At 70.4% G+C, this 24,889-nt stretch carries 16 protein-coding genes and 1 tRNA gene; 9 read left to right on the top strand and 8 right to left on the bottom strand.

The annotated features are described in order from the left end of the window. Nucleotides 1-47: 47 nt before the first annotated feature. The 4 genes from M4D54_RS10940 to M4D54_RS10925 all read right to left on the bottom strand — a co-directional run bounded on the left by M4D54_RS10940 (nt 48) and on the right by M4D54_RS10925 (nt 5,514). A complete protein-coding gene (locus M4D54_RS10940; protein WP_259891415.1) occupies nt 48-872 on the bottom strand; it encodes an energy-coupling factor transporter transmembrane protein EcfT in 825 nt (274 codons plus the stop codon). Continuing rightward, nucleotides 872-2,653: an ABC transporter ATP-binding protein gene (locus M4D54_RS10935; protein WP_259891412.1), complete on the bottom strand. Its 1,782-nt coding sequence runs from the start codon at nt 2,651-2,653 to the stop codon at nt 872-874. The genes M4D54_RS10940 and M4D54_RS10935 overlap by 1 nt, the downstream gene beginning before the upstream one ends. A gap of 20 nt (nt 2,654-2,673) precedes the next feature. Beyond that, on the bottom strand, nt 2,674-3,735 hold the full coding sequence (locus M4D54_RS10930; protein ID WP_259891411.1) for a cell division protein FtsQ: 1,062 nt from the start codon (nt 3,733-3,735) through the stop codon (nt 2,674-2,676). Nucleotides 3,736-3,828: 93 nt separating this feature from the next. Further along, on the bottom strand, nt 3,829-5,514 hold the full coding sequence (locus M4D54_RS10925; protein ID WP_259891409.1) for an HAD family hydrolase: 1,686 nt from the start codon (nt 5,512-5,514) through the stop codon (nt 3,829-3,831). A 183-nt stretch (nt 5,515-5,697) separates the two neighbouring features. Here M4D54_RS10925 and M4D54_RS10920 point away from each other — a divergent pair, with 183 nt between their 5' ends. Further along, the gene (locus M4D54_RS10920; protein WP_193866479.1) at nt 5,698-6,702 is read left to right on the top strand and encodes a LacI family DNA-binding transcriptional regulator; all 1,005 of its coding nucleotides are present in this window, start codon (nt 5,698-5,700) and stop codon (nt 6,700-6,702) included. An 83-nt stretch (nt 6,703-6,785) separates the two neighbouring features. Further along, a tRNA-Ser gene (locus M4D54_RS10915) sits at nt 6,786-6,870 on the top strand. A gap of 285 nt (nt 6,871-7,155) precedes the next feature. On the opposite strand, the gene M4D54_RS10910 is transcribed toward M4D54_RS10915, so the two are convergent. From M4D54_RS10910 to M4D54_RS10895, 4 genes are read right to left on the bottom strand one after another with little or no spacing between them, the layout of a single operon-like run. Continuing rightward, on the bottom strand, nt 7,156-8,460 hold the full coding sequence (locus tag M4D54_RS10910; protein ID WP_259891407.1) for a TRAP transporter large permease: 1,305 nt from the start codon (nt 8,458-8,460) through the stop codon (nt 7,156-7,158). After that, nucleotides 8,457-9,056 carry a TRAP transporter small permease gene (locus M4D54_RS10905; RefSeq protein WP_017823097.1) on the bottom strand — a complete coding sequence of 200 codons (600 nt, stop codon included), beginning with the start codon at nt 9,054-9,056 and terminating at the stop codon, nt 8,457-8,459. The genes M4D54_RS10910 and M4D54_RS10905 overlap by 4 nt, the downstream gene beginning before the upstream one ends. Before the next feature lie 11 nt (nt 9,057-9,067). Continuing rightward, nucleotides 9,068-10,114 carry a TRAP transporter substrate-binding protein gene (locus M4D54_RS10900; protein ID WP_259891405.1) on the bottom strand — a complete coding sequence of 349 codons (1,047 nt, stop codon included), beginning with the start codon at nt 10,112-10,114 and terminating at the stop codon, nt 9,068-9,070. A 7-nt stretch (nt 10,115-10,121) separates the two neighbouring features. After that, the gene (locus M4D54_RS10895; RefSeq protein ID WP_259891398.1) at nt 10,122-12,755 is read right to left on the bottom strand and encodes a TIM-barrel domain-containing protein; all 2,634 of its coding nucleotides are present in this window, start codon (nt 12,753-12,755) and stop codon (nt 10,122-10,124) included. 390 nt (nt 12,756-13,145) lie between these two features. Here M4D54_RS10895 and M4D54_RS10890 point away from each other — a divergent pair, with 390 nt between their 5' ends. The 7 genes from M4D54_RS10890 to M4D54_RS10860 all read left to right on the top strand — a co-directional run bounded on the left by M4D54_RS10890 (nt 13,146) and on the right by M4D54_RS10860 (nt 24,766). Beyond that, entirely contained in the window at nt 13,146-13,925 is a 780-nt protein-coding gene (locus M4D54_RS10890) for a hypothetical protein (RefSeq protein WP_259891396.1), read from the top strand. Between the two features lie 437 nt (nt 13,926-14,362). Next, on the top strand, nt 14,363-15,514 hold the full coding sequence (locus M4D54_RS10885) for a hypothetical protein (protein ID WP_259891395.1): 1,152 nt from the start codon (nt 14,363-14,365) through the stop codon (nt 15,512-15,514). A gap of 125 nt (nt 15,515-15,639) precedes the next feature. Further along, nucleotides 15,640-16,812, top strand: coding sequence for an LLM class flavin-dependent oxidoreductase (locus M4D54_RS10880; protein WP_259891393.1), 1,173 nt, complete (start codon nt 15,640-15,642; stop codon nt 16,810-16,812). Between the two features lie 47 nt (nt 16,813-16,859). After that, nucleotides 16,860-17,600, top strand: a complete 741-nt coding sequence (locus M4D54_RS10875; RefSeq protein WP_259891391.1) for a CE1759 family FMN reductase — start codon at nt 16,860-16,862, stop codon at nt 17,598-17,600. 378 nt (nt 17,601-17,978) lie between these two features. After that, nucleotides 17,979-20,561: a LuxR C-terminal-related transcriptional regulator gene (locus M4D54_RS10870; protein WP_259891390.1), complete on the top strand. Its 2,583-nt coding sequence runs from the start codon at nt 17,979-17,981 to the stop codon at nt 20,559-20,561. Next, the gene (locus M4D54_RS10865) at nt 20,561-23,170 is read left to right on the top strand and encodes a LuxR C-terminal-related transcriptional regulator (RefSeq protein WP_259891389.1); all 2,610 of its coding nucleotides are present in this window, start codon (nt 20,561-20,563) and stop codon (nt 23,168-23,170) included. The genes M4D54_RS10870 and M4D54_RS10865 overlap by 1 nt, the downstream gene beginning before the upstream one ends. A 240-nt stretch (nt 23,171-23,410) precedes the next feature. Next, nucleotides 23,411-24,766, top strand: a complete 1,356-nt coding sequence (locus M4D54_RS10860) for an exopolysaccharide biosynthesis polyprenyl glycosylphosphotransferase (protein WP_259891388.1) — start codon at nt 23,411-23,413, stop codon at nt 24,764-24,766. Nucleotides 24,767-24,889 lie beyond the last annotated feature (123 nt).

The following is a 24,889-nucleotide window of genomic DNA, read 5'->3' as shown; positions in this document are numbered from 1 at the left end:
GCCCCCGCCCCCAGTGGTGGGTGCCGCCGGGCCGTCGGCACGAGTGCTCAGCGGTGGAGCGGGTACTGGCCGCCCACCCAGTACGCCCCGATCACCGTGAGCGCGGTGGCGGCGAGCACCGCGACATCCAGCGCGGTCACCCTCAGGTAGGCGAGGCGCAGGGTGCGGCCGCGGGGATTCGCCGCACCGTAGGTGAAGCCCCGGGTCTCCAGCGCTTCCACGGTGGTGCGCACGTTCTTGGCGGTGTTCAGCATGATCGGATAGAACGCGGTCACGGCCAGTGTGCACCACCGCAGGATCACCCTCCATCCGAGGACGCCCCGATGCGGCGGCGGGGCGTGGCGCAGCCGTTGCCCCTCGAACACGGTCACGTACTCGTCCACCAGGATCGGCAGCATGCGGTACCCGTAGCTCACGCCGAAGGCGAGCAGTTCAGGGGCCCGCAGCGCCAGCAGTGCGTCCGAGAGCTTCTCCGGATCCAAGGACACGAAGGCCGCCATGGATGCCATCGAGACTGCACCCAGCTTCAGGTTCAGCTCGGCCAGCGCCACCAGCGTGTCCAGATTGCCGCCGAACAGGAACGAGGCGACGAACAGCCCCACCACGTCGGCCCCCAGGCCGATCACGAACAGGCCCAGCACCAGCGGTCCCACCCGGGCCAGGGCCACCGAGGCCACACCCAGGCCGAACAGCACCAGCAGCACAGTGAGGTTGTGGGTGAACCAGGGAGCCAGCGCCAGCAGCACATACCAGGCCAGCACCATGCGCGGATCCATCCGGGCGAAGAGGCCGCCGCGCGTGGAGTAGGCGGTGCGCAGCAGTTCGAGGCGCACCCAGTCGACGCTGAGCACGTCATGGGTCTTGCGGGCCATCAGCAGCGACCTCCGATCATGAGAGCGGAGTCCTGGGTGCACAGATGGGCACGCAGCTCGGCGGCGGTCAACGGCAACGGGTCGATGCCCAGGCTGTGCGCGATCCGCGCGGCCTGGGGAGGCACCAGTCGCGCCTGGCGGGTGATCTCGGGGCGCGCGAACAGCTCGCGCGGGGTGACGTCGGCCAGCACCCGGCCCTGGTCCAGGACGATCACGCGACTGGCCCAGGTGGCCACCAGCTCCATGTCGTGGCTGGCCACCACCGCGCAGCGCACTGTGTCGGCCAGTGAGTCGAGCATCCCGATCACGTCGTCGCGGGAGCGCACATCGAGGCTGGAGGTGGGCTCGTCCAGCAGCAGCAGGGAGGGGCGCATGGCGAGCCCGATGCCGATGGTGGCGCGGCGCTGCTGGCCGCCCGAGAGGCTGCGGCCGTCCCGCTCGGCGAGCTCCTCCAGGCCCACCCGCCCCAGCACCTCCTCCACCAGCTCCTGCGCCCCCGGGACCTGGCGGCCCGCAGGGAACAGCGCGATGTCGGCCCGCACGGTGTCCTTGAGGAACATCCGCTGAGGGTGCTGGTAGAGGTAGGAGACATGGTCGGCGAGGCGGGCGGCGGAGCGGGAGCGGGTGTCGATGCCGGTGACCGTGACGGTGCCCGAACGGGGGACCATCAGGCCGGTCAGCAGTTTCATCAGCGTGGTCTTGCCGGCGCCGTTGGTGCCCACCAGTGCGATCCGCTCCCCCGCGTGCAGGTCGAGGTCCAGGTCGATCAGCACCGGAGCGAGATCGCCGCGCACGGTGCGGTAGCCGTGGTTCACCCCGCGCAGGGAGGCGACGACCTCGCCGCGGCCCTCGGGCCCGACGGTGTCATCCGCGGCGGGCTCGGCAGGCGGTGCCTCCCGCAGGTGGGGGCGCAGCATCGGGACCGCGGAGTCCACGTCGAGGGCCACCCGATCGGCGCCTACCGCCGCGGTGAGGGACACTGCATCGGGCGCAGGGATGCCGTTGTCCTCCAGTTCGCGGTGGCGGTCCATGGCCTCCTGGACGGGCAGGTGCCACACGGGGGCGCCGTCGGCCATCAGCACCACCGAGCGGGCGAACTCCGCGATGAACTCGGCGTGGTGCTCGATCGTCACCACGGTGATGCCGTGCTCGCGGTTCAGCTGCTGGAGGCGCAGGTAGATCTCGCGGGCGCGCGCCGGGTCGAGCTCGGCCACGGGCTCGTCGACCACCACCACCTCCGGCCGCAGGGCCAGCACGGCGGCCAGCGCCACCAGGTGCGACTGCCCTCCGGAGAGCTGCCACACGAAGCTGTCGCGCAGGTGGCTGATGCCCAGCTGCGCGAGAGCCTCCTCGGTGCGCTCGCGGTAGTCCGCATGGCCGAAGTTGAGGGGCCCGAAGGCGACCTCGTCGCGGACGGTGGGCCGCACCAGCTGGTTCTGGAAGTCCTGGTACACGTACCCGACCCGGCTGGACAGCTCGGCGACGGAGGATTCCCAGGTGTCGGTGCCGCCCACGTGCACACTGCCGGCGAAGTCGCCGTTCCAGTAGTGCGGCACCAGTCCGTTGAAGGTCTTGCACAGGGTGGTCTTGGCAGAGCCGTTGCCCCCGACCACCGCCACGAAGTCCCCTCGCTCGATGGTGAGGTCGACGTTGCGCAGGGTGTCGCGGTCGGTCCCGGGATAGCGGAAGGAGAGGTCCTTGACCACGATCACCGGGTCACCGCTGCCTGTGGACGGAGAGGAGGACGGGAACGGGGAGGAGGTCGGGGGCACGGTCTGCACGGGATGCTCCGGCGGGTCGGTCAGCGCTGCTGACGGGTGTAGGGCGATTCGGCCCGGTCCGCCTCGGCCCGGCCGGAATCGGCCCGGTCCGCCTCGGCCCGGCCGGAATCGGCCCGGTCCGCCTCGGCCCGTGCGACGTCCTCGCGCACCTCAGCTTCGTGCAGCTCGGTGTCGGCGGCGGTGCGGGAGAGGCGGAACAGGATCAGCGCCACGAGCAGCACCAGCGCGATCGCCACCACCGAGACCACGATGAACCAGCTGCCGAACCGGTCGAGGAAATCGGGCTCCCATGCGCCGGCGTTGAGGTCGAAGGCCTCCAGGAACGCGAAGCCGAAGGAGGCAATGGCCAGCAGCAGCGCGAAGCCGACGAACAGCGGGGTGCGCGGGGCACGGCCGGGGATCGGCTCACCGGGAACGCGGGGGCGCATGCCCATCAGCGGCTCGATCTTCCCGTGCAGAGCCGGGATCAGCCACAGGGCAGGGATGGCACCCAGCAGGATGCCGCTCATCAGCACGTCCACACCCAGACCGATGATCTCCAGGGCCAGCACCGACTCAGGCAGACCCTCCACGAACTCGGCGTCCTCCACGCCGATCCACACCTTGGACAGGTCCACCACGGCCGAGAGCACCTTGTCCACCAGCACCACCACCAGCGCACCGATGACGATCTGGACCCGGCTGCGGGGATTGCGGATCAGGGAGCCGGCGATGTAGACCGCGAGGAACATCTGCAGGTAGCCCTCGACCTCGGCAAGGCCGGAGAAGTCACCCATCAGCAGATCCGTGAAGACGATCTCTCCCAGCGGTGCGCCCAGCGCCGCCCAGAGCGGGGAGAACAGGGCCGCCATCACCAGGGGAACGAACACCATGTAGGAGACGGAGACGTCGACGGGGCCGATCGAGGGGTCGGGGATGATCTCCAGGATGATGTTCGAGAGCCCGAACAGGCTCATCGACAGCACGAAGATCATCAGCTTCTGGGAAGTGGTCAGGTCCACGCGGCGCAGGCCGTCCACGGTGCCGCGCAGGGTGCCGCGGCGCTGGTCGTCGGTGGTCCGGGGTGAGTTCTGGGTGGTCATGGCGGGGCTCCTTGGGGCAGAAGGGCAAGCAGGTGAGAAGGGCAGGACGTGGGGTCAGGACGTGGGGTCAGTGCGTCGGATCGGTGTGGGGAGTCATGAGGCAGGGGTCAGGCGCGAGGCGAGCAGGTCGATGACGTCGAGCGGTGAGTCGAGCACGTGGTCGGCGTGGCCGGCAGCAAGGGCGGAGTCGAGGGCCTCGTCGGGGTCCTTGCCACCGCGCAGCAGGCACACGGTGCCGATCCCGGCCTCGCGACCGCCGCGGCCGTCGTTGAGGACCTTGTCCCCCACGTAGACGACGTCACCGGGATCGGTCTCCAGCCCGGCGAGAGCCGCCTCGAAGACGGCGGTGCCGGGTTTGCGCACCCCGATCTCGTCGGAGTAGGCGGCCGGGCCGATCAAGTGGCCCACGCCGTAGCGCTCCAGGATCTCCCGCACCCCGCGGCCGGAGATGGTGTTGGACACGATGCCGACCACGACTTCGTGCTCGGCGCACCACCGGATCAGCTCGACCGCCCCGGGGCGCGGGGCGGGCAGGGACTTGGCGCGGTGCAGCGCCAGGGACAGCTGGGGACCCTCGATCCGAAGTGCGGCCCGGAGGGTCTCGGGCAGGTCGCGGCCGACCAGATCGCCCCACAGCTCAGCGGGGTCCACCTCCGCGTGGCGGTGCCCGGCATCGGCCTGGGCGTCGCGCTCCCTCTTGCGGGCCCGGTGCCGCTCCCAGCCCTCGTCCACGGCCTGCTGCGCCTGCTCGATGGTGACAGGGGTCCCGATGCGCTCCGCGAGGTCGACGATCAGCTCGCCCACCTGTCGGTTCCGCTGCGGGTTGGGAGTGGACAGGGTGATCACGCCGCCGTGGTCCAGCAGCAGAGCGGGATGCGCGGGGCCAGCAGCAGTCGGGCGCAGGCCGCGGTCGGTGACACCGAGGCGAGCTGCTGCTGCGGGCTCAGAACCGCGGTCGCCCTCGGCCAGTGCCGTGTGGAGGTGGGCCACCAGGTCCTGAGGCGTCTCCAGGATCAGGTCGGGGATGTCGGTGACCGCGAACGGAGGGTGGTCGGTGCGACGGTCGCGGGTTATCACCACGGTGCCAACCCCGGCACGGCGACCGGCAGCAACGTCCCGATCGAAGGTGTCGCCCACGTACCAGGCATGCTCGGACAGGGTCCCGAGTGCCTCGGCGGCTCGGTGGATCATCCCGGGGTGGGGCTTGCGGATGCCCACCTCATCGGAGTACACCTGCACGCCGAAGTACCGGGCCAGGCCGTGCTGCTCGAGGATCTCCCGGTGCGCGCGACCGGAGTGGGCGTTGGAGACGATGCCCAGGCGGACGTCGTTCTCACGCGCCACGGACAGCAGCTCCGGGATGCCCGGGCGCACATGGTGGTCGGAGACCAGCACCGACATCGAGGCCAGGATCGCGCTGGCGTCCAGTGCCAGGGCGGCCCGGGCGGCCGCAGGGAGATCGGCCAGCAGGAAGTCCGCGACGATCTCGCGCGGCGTGAGCTCCCGCGGCTCGTGGCGGCGGGAGGCGGCGTTCTTCCACAGCGACAGTGCGGTGCGGCCGGCTCGCAGGGACTCCTCCAGCTGCTCGGCATCGAGACGGATGCCAAGGGCGCGGCTGCGGTCCTCCAGCTCAGCAGCCAGGTCCCGGGCCCAGCTCACGCGGGGCGTGGTGGAGAAGACCACGCCGCCGAAGTCCAGCAGCAGGGCCCGGGGGCGCGGCAGTACGGCAGGGCGGTGCTCGTCGGCGGCAGGGGTGGTGGTCGACAGCGCGGTGCTCACGTCTCTCCGTTCGGGGGGAGGCCCGGTGGTGGGCCGGTGGTTCCCACGCTAGGAGCGACCGGCGGGCCGCTCGTGAACAGTCGGTGAACCCGTCGGCACACCTTCGCCACGGTGCCTGAAACTCTTCAGGTGCGCACGTCATCAGCGCATCGGCGCGGGCGACCCGGGTGATAGACGTGGGGCGTGAGATCCTCGCGCCCCACCCTCGCCGCCGTCGCCCGCGAGGCCGGGGTCTCCTCGGCCACCGCCTCGATGGCGCTCAACGACCGCCCCGGGGTGCGGCGGGAGACGCGGCTCGCGGTGCTCGCCGCCGCCCGTCGGCTGGGGTACCGCCGCGCGGGTGCGGCCTCCCCCGGGGGTGGGCTGATCGGGGTGCTCCCCACGGACCTCGGCAACCCGTACCACACCGATGTGATCGCGGGGATCGAGGAGCACGCGGAGCGGGAGGGGCTCGGAGTGGTGATCGCGCATGGTCGGCGCGACAGCGCTCACCTGGAGCGGCAGCTGCAGCGTCTGCTGGCCCTGGGCGTGGACGGCGTCATCGCGGTGACCACCTGGCTGAGCCCTGCCGCTCTCGAGGCAGCCGCGGCGACACTGCCGGTGGTGGTGATCGGCCGTATGCAGGACGCGGTGCCCGGTACGGACACGGTGCGCAACGACGACGAAGCAGGGGCGGCGCTGGCGGTGCGCCACCTCGTGGAGCGGGGCCATCGGCACCTGGTGCACGTCACCCTGTCCACCCGCCCTGGTCCCGCGTCCCGGCGGGCCGGGTTCCTGGCCGAGGCGGAGCGCCTGGGTCTGCGCGAGCAGGTGCACGTGATCGGTCCGGACTCGCCCCGTGACGGGATGGAGATGGTGCTGCGCGCGCTGCGGCGCGGTGACCAGGACGCTCCCACGGCGGTGTTCGCGGCGAACGACATCGCGGCGGTCTCGGTGCTGCACCGGGCCGCGGACCACCGGGTACAGGTGCCGCAGCAGCTCAGCGTGGTGGGGTACGACAGCTCCACCGTGGCCCTCACCGTGCGGCCGCACCTGACCAGCGTGAACCAGCCACGATCGGAGATGGGCCGGCTCGCGGCGCAGATGCTCCAGGAGAGGTGGCGGGGTCGCGAGCACGACTCCCTCAGCGTCGTGGCACCCGTCCTGCGGGTGCGCGGCTCCACAGGGATCGGGCCCGCCCTGCGGTGAGGGGGCGCCGAATGTGACCTGGGCCGTCCCGGTTAGCGCCAATGGGGAGCGTCGGGTAACCTGTATCTCGCTCTATGAGCGCTGGAGGATTCGCCTAGCGGCCTATGGCGCACGCCTGGAACGCGTGTTGGGTTAACGCCCTCGGGGGTTCAAATCCCCCATCCTCCGCCGTTGTCCTGAGTCGCGACATCGTTGACAGATGATGTCGCGACTCAGGCTTTTTTGCGTGGGTTCACTGGCTGGCCGGGGCGGGGTGTCTGGGTGGGTGTGCTGTGGGTTCGCGGGAGCTTGGGCTGGTAGTCCCGGCCGGGGTCGATGCGGTACTCACCGGTCAACGATCACCAGCACGATCCCTGCCCAGGGCTGTCAACGATGTCGTGAACTCACACGCCGCACCCCGCGCCGTGTGACCAGCGATGATGGTGTTTTCCGTGCTGGATTGGCTGTGCAGGATCACTCGAGCAAGCCAGTGAGCCCCGGCAGCCACAGCGACAGCGCGGGCACGTACGCGATGAGGATCAGCAGTGCGATAAGCGCGGCGAAGAACGGCAGCAGGCGCGGCACCACCCGCTCGATGCTCACCCCCGTGATGCCGGTGGCGACGAACAGCACCGACCCGACCGGCGGGGTCATGGTGCCGATGCACATCGCCATGATCAGCACCATGCCGAAGTGGACCGGGTCCATGCCTACGCTCTCTGCGATGGGCAGCATGATCGGGGTGAAGATGAGGATCGCCGGCGTGATGTCCAGGAACGCGCCCACGGCCAGCAGCACAATGAGCATCAGAGCGATTACCACCGGCCCGGAGGACGCGACCGACAGCATGGCGTCGGTGATCGCTCCGGGGATCCCGCTGAACGCCATGATCCAGCTCATCGCGCTGGAGGCGGCCACGAGCAGCATCACCACGCCCGTGGCGCTCACAGTGTCGCGGATGATCCGCGCGATCGCCTCCCGGTTCAGCGCCCGGTAGATCAGGGAGAGCACCAGGCAGTACACGACGGCGACGGCGGCACCCTCCGTAGCGGTGAAGACGCCGGCCACGATGCCGCCGACCACAATGATGATCAGCAGCAGTGAGGGGATGGCGCGCAGCAGCACAATGAGCCCCTGCCGTATGCCGACGCCCTCGCCTCCACGCAGCCCCTGGCGCAGCGCGATCACTGTCGCCACCGCGATCACCACGAGGCCCATCAGGATGCCGGGAATGTATCCGGCCATGAACAGCGCCGAGACGGACACACCGCCGGCGATCGTGGAGTAGACGATCGCTGCGGTGGTCGGCGGGATGAGCAGCCCGGTGGAGGCGGAGGAGATGTTCACCGCGGTCGAGAACGCCGGGTCATACCCTTCCTCGTCCTGCCGACGGTGCAGGGTGCCGCCGATCGCGGCAGCGGAGGCCACCGCGGATCCGGACAGGGCGCCGAACAGCATGTTCGCCACCACGTTGGTGTGCGCGAGGGAGCCGGGCACGCGACCGACGATCACGAGTGCCAGGTCGATCAGGCGTCGCGCGATACCGCCGCTATTCATGATGTTGCCGGCGAGGATGAACAGGGGGATCGCCAGCAGCGGGAAGCTCTCCACGCCGCCGGTCATCTGCTGCCCGAGGATGAAGGTGGCGTCGCTCCAGCCGAGCACCGCGACGATGGTGACGAAGCTCGAGACGCCGATCGCAATGGAGATCGGGACCGATGCGAACAGCAGCAGGAAGAACAGCCCGAACAGCAGAAGGGCAGCACCGAGGGCGCTCATCGCTTGTCCTCCGTCCGTGTCGAGGGACGGCTGGTATCCGCCGTGGATCGGGTATCGCCTGCGACGGCTGAGGGCTTAGTCGCCTGGGTCGCCTGCGTCGCCGCGGCTGCCTGGCTGCTCGTGCCGTCGGCCGACGGGTCCAGCAGGGCGGTGACCTGAGCAAGAGCAATCATCAGGCCGCTGATCGGGACGATCGCGTAGACGGCGCCACGGGAGATGCCCAGCAGCGCCGACATATCGCCCAGCGAGGACAGCACCAGCATCACACCGCCGATACCGAGCACGAGCACGGCGAACAGCAGCACCAGCACGTCCACGGCGCGGGTCAGTCCGCGCCGGGCGGGGGCCGACAAGCGGTCCGGAAGGATCGACAGCGCCATGTGCCGACGCTCGAGGAATGCGTACGACGCCGCGAGGAAACTTGTCCAGATCAAGGCGTATCGCACCAGTTCCTCGGTCCAGGCGGTGGGCTGGTTCAACGCGTAGCGCGTGACGATCTGGATCATGACCAGCACGGTCATGAGTACGAGCAGTGTGCCTGCGCTCCACAGCAGGGCCGTGGCGAGGCCGCGGCGGATGGTTGCGATGCCTCTCATACCAGCTCTCCTCAGCCTCGTGCCTTCTCGATGATGTCCAGAACGTCGGCCACCTCGGGGAAGTCCGCGCCGAACTCGTCGACCACCTCGCGGGTTGCCTCCCGGAAGCCCTCCTGATCGATGTCCTCGATGAACTCCACGCCCATCTCGGCCGCTGCGGAATAGGACTCCTCGATGCTGGTGGCCCAGTCCTTCTTGTGGTTCTCGGTGGCGGCTTGCGCGGCCTCCCGCAAGGTGGTGCGGTCCTGTTCATCCAGCCGCTCCCAGGCGGGCGTGCCAATGGTGAGCAGGTCGGGGATGCGCGTGTGCTCGGTGAGGGAGAAACACTTGGCTACTTCGCCGTGCCCGGACTGGTCCAGCGCGGTCTCATTCGATTCGGCGCCGTCGATCAGCCCGGTCTGCAGGGCGGTGTAGATGTCACCGAAGGCCATGACGATCGGGGAAGCGCCCAGCGCGGACATCATCCGCACCTGTGTGCGCATGTCCTGGATGCGGATCTTCAACCCGGCGGCATCCTCCGGTGTACGCACCGGGGTGCTGCCGGTGTAAAAGGAGCGGGCGCCGGAGGTGAAATAGGTCAAGCCCAGCAGGCCAGCATCCTCATTCGAGGTGAAGAAGCGCTGCATGGCATCGGAGTCGAGCGCCGCGTAGTAGTGCTCTTCGGAGTCGAACACGTAGGGCAGCCCGAATGTGTGATAGCCCGGGTTCCAGGCGGCGAGCCCCGGCGAGCCGACGCGGGTCATATCGACGATGCCCTGGCGCAGCTGGCCGAGCACCTGGGGTTCGCTCCCCAGCTGTCCGCTGTCGAACATGGAGATCCGCAACCGGCCCTCGCTGCGCTCCTCCACCTCAGTCGCGAAGGCGGCGAGGGCCTTCGACGTCACGTGCTGTGGGTCCAGACTGTTGGCCAGTGACAGCGTGAGCGGTGCGGAGCTGCTGGCGTCCGCACTGGTCATCTGCCGGGAGGGGTCGCCGCAGCTGGCGAGCGCCATCGACCCGAGGCCAACGGCGCCAGCGAGCGCCAGAGCGCGGCGCCGGGTGGGGAGCGCGTGGTTCATCGCAATCTCACATTCCGATCATGTCGAAGGGCTCGACGCTGACCACGATGCGGTGGTCGGCACCGTCGTCCGGCATGCGCACCAGGGCACGGCCGAGCTCCGGGTCGTAGTGCCAGGCCCGCCGTGCCGCATCGAAGCGCGGGCGATGCAGCTCCTGGTCAATGCGCTCACCGTCGATCTGCACCCAGTACGGGGCACTGGACGGGCAGATCACCTCCCACTGCACGTGGCTGAGCGGGCTGCGGAAAGAGCCTGAGCGTGTCAGCGTGATCTCGATGCGGTCACCGCCATTGACGGTGATGGTGGATTCGCGCAGGTCGCCGCGCTCGTAAGCGCGGGTTGCGCCGTCGTCCTCGTAGAGCACGAACTCGGCGGGGCCGTCGGAAGCGGCCGGGGGTGCGCACAGAATTCGCAGACTCTCGGGTCCCGCGCCGGTCAGACTCATCGGCTGCTCGGCAGCGATCGGCAGGATCGCACCATCGGGCAGGAACAGCGGGATGGAGGAGAGGTCCACGTCCAGGGTGATCTCCTGCCCGCCCTCGTGCACGCGTCCTGTGTCGAGCTCGTGGAAACGCCGCCCGGCAGGCAGACGCACGGTGCGGGTCCGCGCCCCCTCTTCGAGCACGGTCGCGACCAGCAGGGCGTCGCCGAGCATGAACTCGCTGCTGGTGGTATCCAGTGCCGGGTCCTGCTGGAAAGCGGAGACCATCGGCTCCATCAGCGGCAGACCCTCGACATACGCGCGGCGCATCAGCGAGTACAGGTAGGGCGTGAGGCGGTAGCGCAGCAGGATCGCCTCGCGCACGAGCGGAGCGACCGACGGATGCATCCACGGCTCAGTGACCGTGTTGTCGCTGTTGACCGAGTGGATGGAGAAGCGCGGCTGGAAGATGCCGTGCTGAACCCAGCGCAGCAGCAGCTCGGGGCCGGGCCGTGGGCCGGCGAAGCCGCCGATGTCGCAGCCGTGATGGGCCACACCGGACAAGCCCATCCCGAGGATCGTGGCGATGTTGTGCTGCAGCGATCGCCAGGAGGTGAAGTTATCGCCCGCCCACGTCTGGGCGTACCGCTGGATGCCGGCGTGCCCGGCACGGCACACCACGAACGGGCGAGCGTCGGGGTCGACGGCGCGGATCGCGTCATGGGTGGTGGCGCACATGAGGTTCGCCATCACGGTGCGCAGCCGGCCGATGGTGGCCCCGTGGCCTTCGAAGTCGACCCGGGCATCCTGATCCACGATCGAGTCGTACTCGCAGTTGTCGTTCCAGACCGAGAGCGTGCCCTTGTCGAGCACGGCCTCCTGCAGCCAGGTCGCCCAAGCCTCGCGGGCGGCTGGGGACGTGAAGTCGACGAACCGGCCGGGTCCGCCCCACCACATGCCACGCTCGGCGTCGGGGGCGACAACGGCGTCGGCTGCATGGTTCGCTGCGTTGTCGATTCCGGAAGAGCCGTCGGATCCGGCGGAGCCATCTGCCCCGGCTGAGCCGTCAGCCCCGTCTACATCGCCTTGTGCGCCCTCTGCTGTGCGCACGAGGACGCCGGCACTCGCGAACTCGCTCAGGCGCGGGTGCACGTCGAGGATGCCGGGCTTCACATTGGGGGAGACGACGATGCCACGCTCGCGCATTGACGCGAAGAACCCCTCGGGATCGGGAAAGCGGTCATCGTTCCAGGTGAACACACAGCGTTTCGGCCCGTCGGCCGTGTCCTGGGTGGTGTAGCCGGAGGAGAGCTGGAAGCCGTCCACCGGGATGCCTTCGCTGCGCGCGGTGTCGATGAAGTTCAGCAGCGCCTGGTCGCAGTCGCGATCCAGTTCGGCGTAGAACATGGACGAGGCGAGGTAGCCGAGCGCCTGCCGCGGCAGCATGGCGGAGCGGCCGGTGAGCATCGTGATGCGCCGCACGACGTCACGGATCGACGGGCCAGCGATGACGAACAGATCCAGGTCCCCGCCGTCGGCGCGCATGCGGGTACGGCGCGGCCAGTAATTCGAGTGCTCGCGCGCGAGATCCAGATCCAGCGCCCACGTCGTGTGCCAGAACATCCCGCTGGCTCGCCGGGTGGCGCGGTCCAGGCGGATCCCGGCCGGGATGTGTTTGTACAGCGGATCCGAGTTCTCGGGGTCGAAGCCGAGTGCGTCCTTCGGGCTCAGCGTCAGGGCGCGACGGGACTTGTCCAGGCTCCCGGTGCTCTCACCGAAGCCGTAGAACGCGTCGTGCTCGCCGGCCACGGCATAGTGCAGCACGCGCTTGTTGGTGTCCTGTTGCCAGGCGATCCCCGGCACGTCGCGGTGCAGCACCTGGCCGTCCTGATCCGTCACCGTGATCGCGAAGGGGTTGCGGTCCACACGCACGGTGAGTCGGCCGCCGCTGATCAGCACGTGGTCGTCCTCATCCGCGTCGATCGTGAGCGGGAGGGGATCGACGCGAGTGCGCTCCTCGCCAAGCACGGGATCAAGGCGGTCTTCCCAGGCGGTGGTGACCAGGCTGTAGGAGGCTTCCTCGAAGGCTCCGTCGAAGCTGGCACGGATTCTCAGTACTTCGGGCGTGAGCAGCAGCAAACGGATCTCTGGCCCGTTGGTGAGCAGGCGGATCCAGGGGCCGTCTGTGTGGACGGTGTGCAGCGCACGGGCGATGAGCATCGCTCTCCGACTCCTTCGGCGGTCTCGGCACAGGGCAGCGCAGGGAACACAGCAACGGTGTCGAGTCACTGTGACATGCTCCACCGGTTGCCGCGCATTGTCATCGATTGCCGTCCGCAACGAACACGACCCCCGGTTCGTCAACGATGACGCGACTCACCGGTCAACGATCACCAGCACGATCCCTGCCCAGGGCTGTCAACGATGTCGTGAACTCGCACACTCCATCCTCCGCCGAACGAAAGGCCCCTGACCTGCGATGCTGATCGCGAGTCAGGGGTCTTTCGCATGCGCCGAGCGGCAGCGTTCCGCCACCTGCCCGAACACCGTCCCCCGAGCCCGGGCACCCCGATATCCTTCGTGTGAGGCAGCGCATGGGAGGGGGACGTGATGTCGGCACCAGATTCAGGGGGCTACGGCCAGACGCCACCGCCGAAGAAGCCCTGGGCCCTGATCACGGTGGCCTCGGGCTGCATCCTCACGCTGCTGCTCGGGATCGGCGGCGGGATCACCTACCTCGCGCTGTCCGGCCGCGGCGAGCAGACGGCAGAACCCACCACCACCCCGGAGCCCGAGACCACCACGCCGTCGCCGACCACCGAGACCCCCACCACGGAGAGCCCCACGGCGGAGGCCCCGACCTACAGGATCATCTCCCCGATCGACGAGGTCGAGGGCAGCGCCGATGACGTCTGGGCGATCCTGGCTGCCTCCCCGCTCACCGAGGGCACGATGGAGGCGACCGGCACCTGCGAGCTGCCGGCGACACCGGTGGATCACGACGCCGAGCAGCTGCAGACCCTCCTCGACGCCGCCGGCGCCTGCCTGAACCGGGTATGGGCGACCGCGAGCTCGGACCGGAACCTGCCCTGGATCCCGCCGAGGATCCACGTGTACACCTGGCCGGACATCCCTCAGTCCCCGTGCGAGCCGGACACCTTCGAGCAGACCTCACCGCGTCAGTGCAATCTCGACGGGGTCCTCGCCTCGCAGCCCTCCCAGCAGGTGCGGGACATCCTCACCAGCGTGGAGCACTGGACCCCGGCTGACGCCTCCACCTCCACCATCGCGCCGGAGTCCCGCGCGCACTGGGTTAGGCAGGGATTCGAGGCCGGGGGCGATCTCACCCGCTGCAACACCTGGCTGGCGCCGACGGAGCAGGTCGCGTGAGCCGCGGACACGGCCTGGACGGCCCCGGCGCGGGGGTCGACGAGGAGGACACCGTGCTGCGCCCGGCTCTGCCGCCGCAGGAGGACCACTCCTCGTGGGCGCCGCCGCCGGGACCTGGACCCGAGCTCCCGGAGTCCACCCTGGCGCCGTCCGAGGACTTCATCGCCCGCGCTCCCAGCCCGGCCCCGCAGGCACCCGCCGCCGGCTCCGATCAGGACTTCATCGATTCTGCACCGCCGCCCTCCGGGGAAGGCCCAGACCCCGCGTCGCCTCCGTGGGGGACGTACCTGCACAGCAGTCTCACCACCGCGGAGCCCCCTGACCCGCCGGCACCGGCATCGCCTGCTCCAGCCGTATCCTCAGCGCCCGCGGCACCGCCTGCTCCCGCGGCATCGCCTGCTCCCGCGGCATCGCCTGCTCCCGCGGCATCGCCGGCAGTGCCGAGCTCCGGCGGCTCACCGGTCCTCGCCGAGCGCGAGTACCGGCCCGCCGACGCCGCCCCGATCCAGCGGTTCGACCAGCGGCCCCGCTTCCAGTTCCCAGCAGACCCCGACCCCGTGGCGAGTCCCTCGTCGGCCGCTGCTGCGGGCTCTGGGAGTGCTGCGGGGGCATCGGGCCTGCCACCGGGGGTCGATGCGACGGCCCCTCGGCAGCGCAGGCTGCTGGTGCCCGCCATCGCCCTGGGGTGTGCGGCGCTGCTCCTGCTGGGCATCGGCGCCGGGGTGGGCCTGCTGTGGCTGGACCAGCCCGGGACTCCCGCCGCGTCCGAGCAACCCACCGCGAGCTCCGAGGAGGACCCGGTGGATCCCGCTCAGTGGCGCCCCCTGGAGGAGGGCGAGCAGCCCGAGGGGACCCCCGAGGAGCTGCTGCAGGTGATGGCCACCAACCCGCTCACTGCGGCCACACTCTCGGTCCCGGCCGGCTGCAGCCTGCCGGCCTCGGAGGGCAGGGTCCCCGACGAGGAGCTGCAGGCCTACCTCGAGGCCGGTGCCTCGTGCCTGGCGACCACCTGGGGGCAGGCGCTGCAGGAGCAGGGAGTGGAGTTCACCGCTCCCGAGGTGGTGGTCCACCCCTCCGCGGAGCCGCCCGCCGCATCCAGCTGCGCACCGGAGACCTTCACCGGCACCGCTCCGCGGGCGTGCATCGGCGACAACACCCTGTACTGGCCCGCCGAATGGGACCCCGGCTTCTCCACCACCTCAGCGGTGGAGTCCCCGCAGCTGTACATGTGGCACCTGTCCTACTCCTATGCGGTGTTCCCCGTCGCCGCGACATCCCTGCACAGCTACTACGGAGCACTGCTGGACGGGCTGGAGGGCGATGCCGCGGGCTCCGAGCAGATGCGGCGCCGGTACGCCCTGCAGCAGTCCTGCTTCGGCTCCGCGGCCGCCTTCCAGCAGCCCACCGGCCCCAGGCCCACCGAGAGGGTCGAGGAGTTCGTGACCTCTGCGGAGGCGCAGGCCGATCCGGCCAGCCCCGCCGAGCCGTCGGCCGAGTCCCGGGCGGCGTGGGTGAACGCGGGGCGGGATGCCAACGGTGATCTCTCGCAGTGCATCACCTGGGAGGCGCCGGCCGACCAGGTCGACTGAGCGCGACGTCACCGATGCCACAGGCCTTCCGCCTTGCGTCCTCTCCAGGAATAGTTTAGTTTTGAACTATTGCCACAGGGGTGCACTGCGCCGCCCGGGTCCCACCACTTCGTCAGGAGCGCGACATGCAGTTCGGGGTCTTCTCCATCGCCGACATCACGCCCGACGTGGCCACCGGCAAGGTCCCCACCGAGAACGAGCGGCTGAAGTCCATCGTGGAGCAGGCCAGGCTCGCCGAGCAGGTGGGCCTGGACGTGTTCGCGATCGGTGAGCACCACAACCCGCCGTTCGTGACCTCCTCCCCCACCACCACGCTGGCCTACATCGGCGCGCAGACCGCGAGCATCATCCTCTCTACCGCCACCACCCTGATCACCACCAACGACCCGGTGAAGATCGCCGAGGACTACGCGATGCTGCAGCACCTCACCGGCGGCCGCGTGGACCTGGTGATGGGCCGCGGCAACACCGGCCCGGTGTACCCCTGGTTCGGCCAGGACATCCGCACGGGCATCGAGCTCGCGATCGAGAACTACGACCTGCTGCGCCGGCTGTGGAGCGAGGACGTCGTGGACTGGGAGGGCCAGTTCCGCACCCCGCTGCAGCAGTTCACCTCGACCCCGCGCCCGCTTGACGGCGTGGCCCCCTTCGTGTGGCACGGCTCGATCCGCTCCCCGCAGATCGCCGAGCAGGCCGCGTACTACGGCGACGGCTTCCTGCACAACAACATCTTCTGGCCCATGAGCCACACCAAGCAGATGGTGCGGCTGTACCGCGAGCGCTATGAGCACTACGGCCACGGCACCGCCACGCAGGCCATCGTGGGCCTGGGCGGGCAGGCGTTCATGCGCAAGAACAGCCAGGACGCCTGGAACGAGTTCCGCCCCTACTTCGACGCGGCCCCCGTGTACGGCGGCGGCCCCTCGATGGAGGACTTCACCCGCATGACCCCACTGACCGTCGGCTCCCCGGAGCAGGTGGTGGAGCGCTACCTGACCATGGCCGACCATGTGGGCGACTACCAGCGCCAGATGTTCCTGATGGACCACGCGGGCCTGCCCGCCAAGACCGTCCTGGAGCAGATCGAGCTGCTGGGCACCGAGGTGGTGCCGGTGCTGCGCAAGGAGCTGGACGCCCGCCGCCCGGCCGATGTGCCCGATGCCCCCACCCACCAGACCCTGGTGGCGGCCGCCGAGGCAGAGCGCGGCGCCTTCGACGACGCCTACAGGTTCGAGACCGGGGACAACTGGACCGGGCTGCGCGCGGAGGACTCCCGCAGCGAGAAACGCCTGGCCTGACACCACGCCGACACCCAGCCACCCGCTACCCCGAAGGGAGCACTCCCATGACCGAACCGATCCGCATCGTGGCGCTGGCCGCAGGACTCTCCACCCCCAGCTCCACCCGCATGCTCGCCGACCAGCTCTCCCGCGCCGCCCGCCTCGAGCTGGAGCGCGCGGGCGCGGTGGTGGACGTGCAGACCGTGGAGCTGCGCGAACTGGCGCACGACATCACCGACGCCATGCTCACCCGCTTCACCGGCGAGCGCCTGGGCGTGGTGGTGGAGTCCATCCGCACGGCCGACGCGGTGATCGCGGTGACCCCCGTGTTCAACGTGGGCCCCTCGGGGCTGTTCAAGTCCTTCTTCGACGCGATGGACATCGAGATCTGGAAGGACAAGCCGGTGCTGCTGGGGGCCACGGCGGGCACGCCCCGCCACTCGCTGGCGATCGACTACGCCCTGCGCCCGATGTTCGGGTACCTCAAGGCGCAGGTGGTGCCCACCTCCGTGTTCGCGGCGTCGGCTGATTTCGGTGCCGGGGCCGAGGGGCAGCAGGACCAGGCGCCCCTGGCCTCGCGGGTGCGCCGGGCCGCCGGGGAGCTGGCTGCGATGCTGACCGCGCAGCCCCCGCAGCCTGATGCCGACACGTTCGACGGTGCCGATGGGGCCCGTGCTGTCGCTGACGCCGATGGCGCCAAGGGCGATGCCCATGGCGACGGGAGCAGGCTCGATCTATCCGCTGCCAGCAGCGACGGCACCTTCCGGGACTTCGTGCCCATGGGTGCACTGCTGGGACGGGACTGACAGGCCAGCACTGACCGGGCCAGCGCCGAACGGGCCAGCGCGTCCTGGCCCGTGCTGCTCGACTTGAAGGGGTCGGCACCGAGCCCGGCCCGGAACCAGCAGCGCTTCGTCCGGATGCCGCGTTCCTCTCGCAGCGCCGCCCCGTCGGCTCCGGTCGCACCCGCCCCCACGGGCTTCTCTACCACTGATCCTCGCGCCCTATACATGTCTCAATGCGGGGTGGCCCCCCAACCACCCGCTTTTTGTGACATTGCTCATAGCTCTTCGGCTTGTGGATGACCGAGAGCTGCGGTAAAGCGCACGGGTATCTTGGTCTTTTGTACGAAATCTGGCGACCGGGGAATCGGGGTCGCCATTCCGACGTCGAAGTGGGCAGTGATGACAGGAGTTCTGGATCCGGCCACACCGCTGCAGCCTCCCGCCCCGGCCGTCCAGGTCGGTGAGGTGGAGTCAGCGGTGCACTCCTCGCTGTCCGAACCCCGCTGGCAGGGCGCGCTGCTGGTGGGCCCTCCCGGCATCGGCAAGACCCGCACCATCGATGCCGCGATCGAACGGTTCACCGGGGCCTTCGACATCGAGCGGCTGCTGTGCACCAGCCACCTGTCCAGCCAGCCCTACGGCTGCTTCGAGCTGCTCGCCTCCGACGGCGCCGCCCTGCTGTCGGCCGATCCGCTCTCCGCGTACGCGATCGTCACCAGCTCCCTGCGCGAACGCGCCCAGGGGCGACCGGTGCTGCTGGTGATCGACAACTGCGACCGCATCGATGAGCTGTCGGGCTCACTGGTGGCCCAGCTGGTGCGGCAGCGGGAGGTGTCGCTGCTGGCCGCCACCGACACGCTGACCGCCCCCGTGGATCTGATCTCCGCTCTGTGGCTGGAGCGCCGCATCCGCCGCATCGACCTGGACGGCCTGGACCGCAGCGCCACCAAGCGTCTGCTGGAGCGCACCCTGGGCGGGGAGGTCTCCCCACGCGCCGTGGACACGTTCTGCACCGCCACCGGCGGCAATCCGCAGCTGCTGATCGAACTGGCCCGCCACCAGCGCCAGCGGGGAACCCTCGAACTGGACGACGACACCTGGCTGCTGACCGCGCCCCTGGACTACGGGGGCGGCCCCCACGTGACCGACAACCGGCTGGGCCGACTCAGCCCCACCGACCGCGACGTGGTGCTGACCATCGCGCTGGTGGAGGCCGTGCCCATGTCGGTGCTGCTGAAGATCGTTAACGCCGACGTGGTCGGATCCCTGCTGTGCACCGGCCTTCTGCGCACCTCCACCGGTCCGCGCAGCACCGTCACCCTGGCCGAGCCCGCCCTGTCGGAGATGCTCGCCCACTCCCTCCCCCCGGTCCGCCGGCTGCGGCTGTGGGAGGCGCTGCGCGCGGTGGTGGACCCCGCGACCCTGCCGCCGGAGAGCCGGCTGGGGTTCGCGCGCTGCGCGGTGCGCTGCCGCACCCCTGTCGAGCCCTGGCTGGTCGAGTCGGGGGCCGCTCACGCCTTGGCCCGCGGCGACGCTCATCAGGTGCTCGAACTGGCCGCTCACGGTGACGACTCCGATCCTCGCCTGCAGCTGCAGGTGGCGCGCAGCCTACACACCATGGGCCGTTTCGAGCAGATGCACGCCGTCCTGGAGCCGCTGGACCACCACCCCGATCCCGAGATCGCCGAGGGCGCGTACATCCTGCGGCTCGGCCTCTCCCACCCCATCGGGGACGCCCCTGAGCTGCCGCCGCACGTGGCCCGCCGGGGATCCGCGCAGCTGCGGGTCGCGCAGGCCCGGCGGTTCGTGCGCGGTGCTCGGTTCACCGAGGCCATCGAGCTGTGCGCCCCCATCAGCCACGACCTCGAGGTGCCCCCCGTCCTGCGGGCCGCTGCTGCCGCTCGCCAGGGCGAGTCGCTGATCGCCATCGGCAAGGTGGCCGAGGGCCTGGGGTACGCGGCCCGGGCCCTGCAGATGCTCGAGCTGAGCAACCCTTCCCCGTCGGACCTGCTGACCGTGTACTACAGCCTGTTCAGCTCCTTCCAGCTCTCCGGTGCCGTGGAGTTCACCGATGCGGTGATCGAGTCGATGCGGTCCCTGAGCTCCTCCGACTCGGGGGCCCAGGTGATCTTCGGCATCGAGGCGCTGCGCCGCGGCCGGGTGCGCTACGCGCTGTCGGTGCTGACTGCCTGCGCAGGGGAGCTGCAGCGTGATGACGCGCTGGGGATCAGCGGTGTCACCGATGCGGCCCGGCGCCTGGCACTGAAGCTGCTGGACCCCGAGGTGGAGCTGCCCGACCCCGAGCCCCTGCAGCCGATGACCCCCTGGGACTGGCAGCTGGAGCAGCGGGCCCGCTACATGCGGTGGGCGGAGATAGCCGTTACCGACCGCGAGCAGGCGGGCGAGGGAATGCAGCAGCTGGCGCAGCAGATGAAGGACGACGGCGGGCTGATCGGGGCGATCCACATCCTGATCCAAGCTGCGAACTGCGGGAACATGCCGGCTGCGGAGGAGCTGGCCGATCTGCCTGCCCCCGTCGGCGCACCCGTGATGACGCTGGCCCGCACCCTGGGACGAGGCCTGCAGCGCGGCAGCGTCCCGGAGCTGCTGGGCGCCGCGACCCTCGCCGAGACCCAGGGCGACCTGGTGCTGGCGCACTCGGTGGCGGAGCAGGCCCTGGACCTGGCCCGCGGCCATGGCGACCGCAGCGAGATCCGCCCCGCTCGTGCCCGCGCCGGCCGCGCCTACCGGCTGATGCGGCAGGCACGCGGGCTGGAACGGCCCGCCACACCGCTGAGCGACTTCGAGCGGGAAGTGGCCGAGGCCGCGGCCGCAGGCTTTACCAGCCAGGAGCTGGGCACCCGCTTCCACCTCTCCGCCCGCACCGTGGAGTGGCACCTGGACAAGATCTACCAGCGGCTGCACGTCAGCTCCCGCCGTGAACTGCGCCAGGCCCTGCGCGAGGACAGCGAGGTGACCTGATGCCCACCACCCGGGTGCTGATCGGCCGCGACGAGGAGCTCGCCCTGGCCCAGGCCGTGCTGCGCTCGCCGCGCGGCGGCGGGCTGCTGGTGCACGGCCCCACGGGGGTGGGCAAGACCGCGTTCGCCCACAGGGTGATGGCCGACCTCGGGGCGGAGGTCCGCTGGGTGCAGGCCGACCGGGTGCTGGCCCGCTACCCCTACGGGGCCCTGGCCCCGCTGCTGGACCCCCAGTCCCCGCCCCCGCCCGGAAGCGAACCGGCGCTGATCCGGCGCGCGGTGGTGCAGTCGCTGAACTCGGCAGGGCCCGAGCCCTCCGCGGTGGTGGTCGATGACGCCGACGAGCTGGACGTGCCCAGCAGCACCGTGCTCTCCCAGCTGGTGATGGCCGGCAGGATCCGCCTGGTGGTGCTCTCGCGGCAGCACCCCGCGGTGTCCACGCAGTTCGAGACGCTGGTGCACGACGGGATGCTCACCGCGCTGGAGATGGTGCCGCTGGGGCCGGATGACATCCGCGACCTGCTGCTGGAGCGGCTGGGCGGCCACATCCCCTCCACCTTGGAGGACTACTTCATCCACCGCTGCGACGGCAACCCCCGCATCCTGGACAGCTGGCTCACCGCGGCCCGCGAACAGGCCGTGGTGCGCGGCAGCAACGGCGTGTGGCTGCTCACCGGCCGCCAGCTGCAGTCCTCCCCAATGGTGCGGGACACCGGGCGCCAGTTCCTCGCCGCGATGGACGCCCGCACCCGCACCGCCGCAGACCTGATCGCCCTGGCCGGTGGCCTCCAGGTGGCCGACGCCGTCGACGCCGGCCTGGGAGACGAGGTGGACCTGCTGATCCGCTCCGGACTGTGCAGGGTCGACGAGCGGGGCGCCCCCAGCGTCCACTTCACCAGCCGCGCCTCCGCAGACCTGCACCGCGCCACCATCCCCCAGGGCCGCAGCGTCGTGCTGCGCACCGGGATCGGCCGCAAACTCACCCCCTCCGAGGGCGGTCTGCATGAACGGATGAACTGGATCATCTGGTCGCTGACCTGCGGAATCGACCTGGACCCCGAGCTGCTCGGCACGACCGCCCGCGAGGCGCTCCGATACGGCGAACCGCTGCTGGCCCACACCATGCTGAGCAGCGTGGCCTGCGAGGACCTCTCTGCCCCGTACCAGCTGAACCTGGTGACCGCAGTGTGCGATGTGAACCGGGCACTGCTGGCCTCGGACATCCTGCTGCAGGCACTGCCGCAGCTGACCACCACCGCCGACGTGGACCGCTCCGCTCTGCTGTGGGCCCGGATCGTGCTGCGCCTGGACACCCCCGCGGAGGAGTTCGGCGATGCGGTCCAGAAGTGGCGCACCCGCATCGGCGGCGCCGGTCCCAGCCCGGACCTGATCTCGCGGCGCGATCAGCTCGCGGACCTGCTGACGGAGGTGCTGTCCCCGCCGGGGGGCCGACTCACCGACCTCAGCCACTACGAGACCCTGACCGCTGGGGACGACAACGGTGCTGTGAAGGCCCTGGCCATGGTCGTGCTGAGCGGGCACCATGCCCACCGCGCGCACCGCGCCGTCGCCCAGGACCTCGCGCAGCAGGCCGCGGCCATCGGCGCCACGTTCGACAGCGCCGCTGACATCTACCGCCTGCTACGCCGCGCCCACCCCGGGCTGTCCACCAGCCTGCCGAGCCCCTTCCCTCCCTCGGCAGAACCGCGGTGCGCCGACCCGGCCCACCTGGCCCAGGAGACCGGACCCGGGGAATTCGAACGGGGCTTCCGAGAATCCCGTCGCGGCCATTACGCCCAGGCCGCGCACCACCTGCGGATCGCGACAGAAGCCCTGACCGTGTGGGACGACCGACAGCTGCTGCCTCTGGCCCTGGCCAGCGCCGCGTTCGCAGCCGCACAGGTGCCGGACATCCCCACCACGGACAGCTTCCTGACCCGGCTGCGGAGCGTGGACGCGCAGGGCACCCCGGAGATGCAGGTCATGACCCGCGCCACCGAGCTCGCCGCCAGGAGGCAGCGGGGGGATGCCCAGGCCGATGCCCAGCAGCTGCTCGAATGCACCCAGCAGGCGCGGGAGATGGGCAGCCTGGCCGTCGAGGCCGAGATCCACCTGCAGGCCCTCACCACCGGGCTCACCAGCACCATCACCGCCATGCCCTGCCCCACCACGCTGGATCCGCGGGTCAGCGACGGACGAGTGCTGCTGGCGGTCCGGATCGGCGCGGCCCTGCGCAGCGAGGACAGCAGCGAGCTCACCGAGCTGGCGAACACGGTGCGGGGCTGCCCGGCACTGCTGAGGACCCTCGCCGAGGAAGCTCGGCAGCGTGCCCGCCGTGACGGCAGCTCCCAGAAGGCGGCACAGGCCACCGATCTGCTGCGCGCCGCCGACCCCCAGGTCAGAACGGGCCTCAGCCGGCGTGAACGGGAAGTGGCCGAGGCGATCCTGGAGGGGCTGTCCAACGCGGAGATCGCGGACAAGCTGGGCGTGAGCACCCGCACCGTCGAGGGCCACGTGTACCGCCTGTACCGGCGGCTGGGCATCGGCCGCCGCACCGAGTTGACCACGGAGCACCTGGATCCCGTCGGCGCCCCCGCCACCTCCGTCTGACCCGCAGCACACTTTCGAGTACTCCCCGGATCTTGGTCCCGGCTCGGCAGTGATCGAGTAGTGGTGCGCCGCCGGTGCCCGCCGCCATCCGGTCCCCGTCGAGTACTCGATGCCGCCCGACCCTCGCCGGCCGACTACTCGATCCGCCGCACACCCCGCAGTCCCGTAACGACCACCGGTGCGTCCATGCAGGTCAGCGCCCACGATGGAACCCGACGTTTCTATCAGGGGGTTTCCTACATGACCGCGTTGGATCACCGACGCACGATCACTGCACGGGTTGCGAGCATCGTGCCCACCACGCCCTGGTCGCCGGCCCTGCGCTTCGAGATCAGCGCCACCGGTCTGGTGCTCGCCACCGCCGTGCTGGTGGCCGGCACCGTCGCCCGCACCGCCGACGCCCCCATGACCATCTGGGCCTGGACCGGGATCTGGGTGCTGCTGACGCTGCTGCTGGGCACCCGGCCGCCGGTGCGGGCGCTGCGCACCAACGTGGAGATGCCGCTGATGGCCGGCGGTCTCACCCTGATCGGCTCGGTGATGCTGGACCAGGTGGTGCCGGTGATCCCCGCGATGCCCGCCCATGTGACGCTGCTGGTGGCGCTGTCCACCCTCACCGCGATCCTGCGGGCCCTGCTCACCGGCGTCTGCCGGCCCCGCTCGGTGGAGCTGGTCCTGGAGGGGTCTGGCAGTCCGGTCCCCCGCCGTGGCCGCTGCCGCCTGCCGGTGCGGATCTCCCCCTCGATCCTGCGCGACCCGGTGGCGCTGGCCCGCGTGGTGATGGTGAGCGTGGAGCAGTTCGACGCCGAGTACGTGGACCTGTGCCCCGGGATCGACCCGCACGATGCGACCGTGCTGGCCTGGGAGCTGCGCACCTACGGGGTGAGCGTGCGTATGCCGCTGTCGGGCATCCCCGTGCGCGGGTCACGCCTGTCGACGGTGACCGACACCGACGCCACCCTGCTGGTGCTGGCCCCGCCGCGGCAGTCGCTGCGGGTGCGCCTGCTCAAGCGCACCTTCGACACCATCGGCGCGGCCGTGCTGCTGCTGATGCTGTCCCCGCTGCTGCTGGTGGTGGCGTGGCTGATCCACCGCGATGACCCCGGCCCGATCATGTTCCGCCAGGAACGCGTGGGCCTGGACGGCCGCACCTTCAGGATCTGGAAGTTCCGCACGATGTGCGTCGATGCCGATGCGCGCCTGGCCGCGCTGCTGCGTGAGCAGGGCCGCGACGGCACCCCCCTGTTCAAGGTGGAGGATGATCCGCGCATCACAGGTCCGGGGCGCTTCCTGCGTCGGTACTCGATCGACGAGCTGCCGCAGCTGCTGAATGTGCTGGACGGGTCGATGAGCCTGGTGGGCCCGCGTCCGCAGCGCCCCGCCGAGGTGGCGCTGTACACCGGGCACGCCTCCCATCGGCTCGGGGTGCGCCCCGGCATGACCGGGCTGTGGCAGGTGAGCGGCCGCTCCAACCTGTCGTGGCAAAAGGCGCAGGAGCTGGATGTGTTCTACGCCCACAACTGGTCGTTCGCGATGGATGTGGCGATCATCGGCCGGACCGTGCGGGCCGTGCTCGCGGCGGACGGAGCGGTGTGATGGACACTGATCCGCTGCGCGTGGTGCACCTGATCCACTGCCCCAAGGTGGGGGGAGTGGAAGCCGCTGCTGCCCATCTGCGTGAGCACTGCACGGGCCTGGACTATGCACTGGCGGCGCTAG

The organism is Brachybacterium sp. p3-SID1565 (assembly GCF_025143785.1).
In the GTDB taxonomy this organism is placed as follows: Bacteria; Actinomycetota; Actinomycetes; order Actinomycetales; family Dermabacteraceae; genus Brachybacterium; species Brachybacterium epidermidis.
This window is presented reverse-complemented; position numbering and strand designations above follow the sequence as displayed.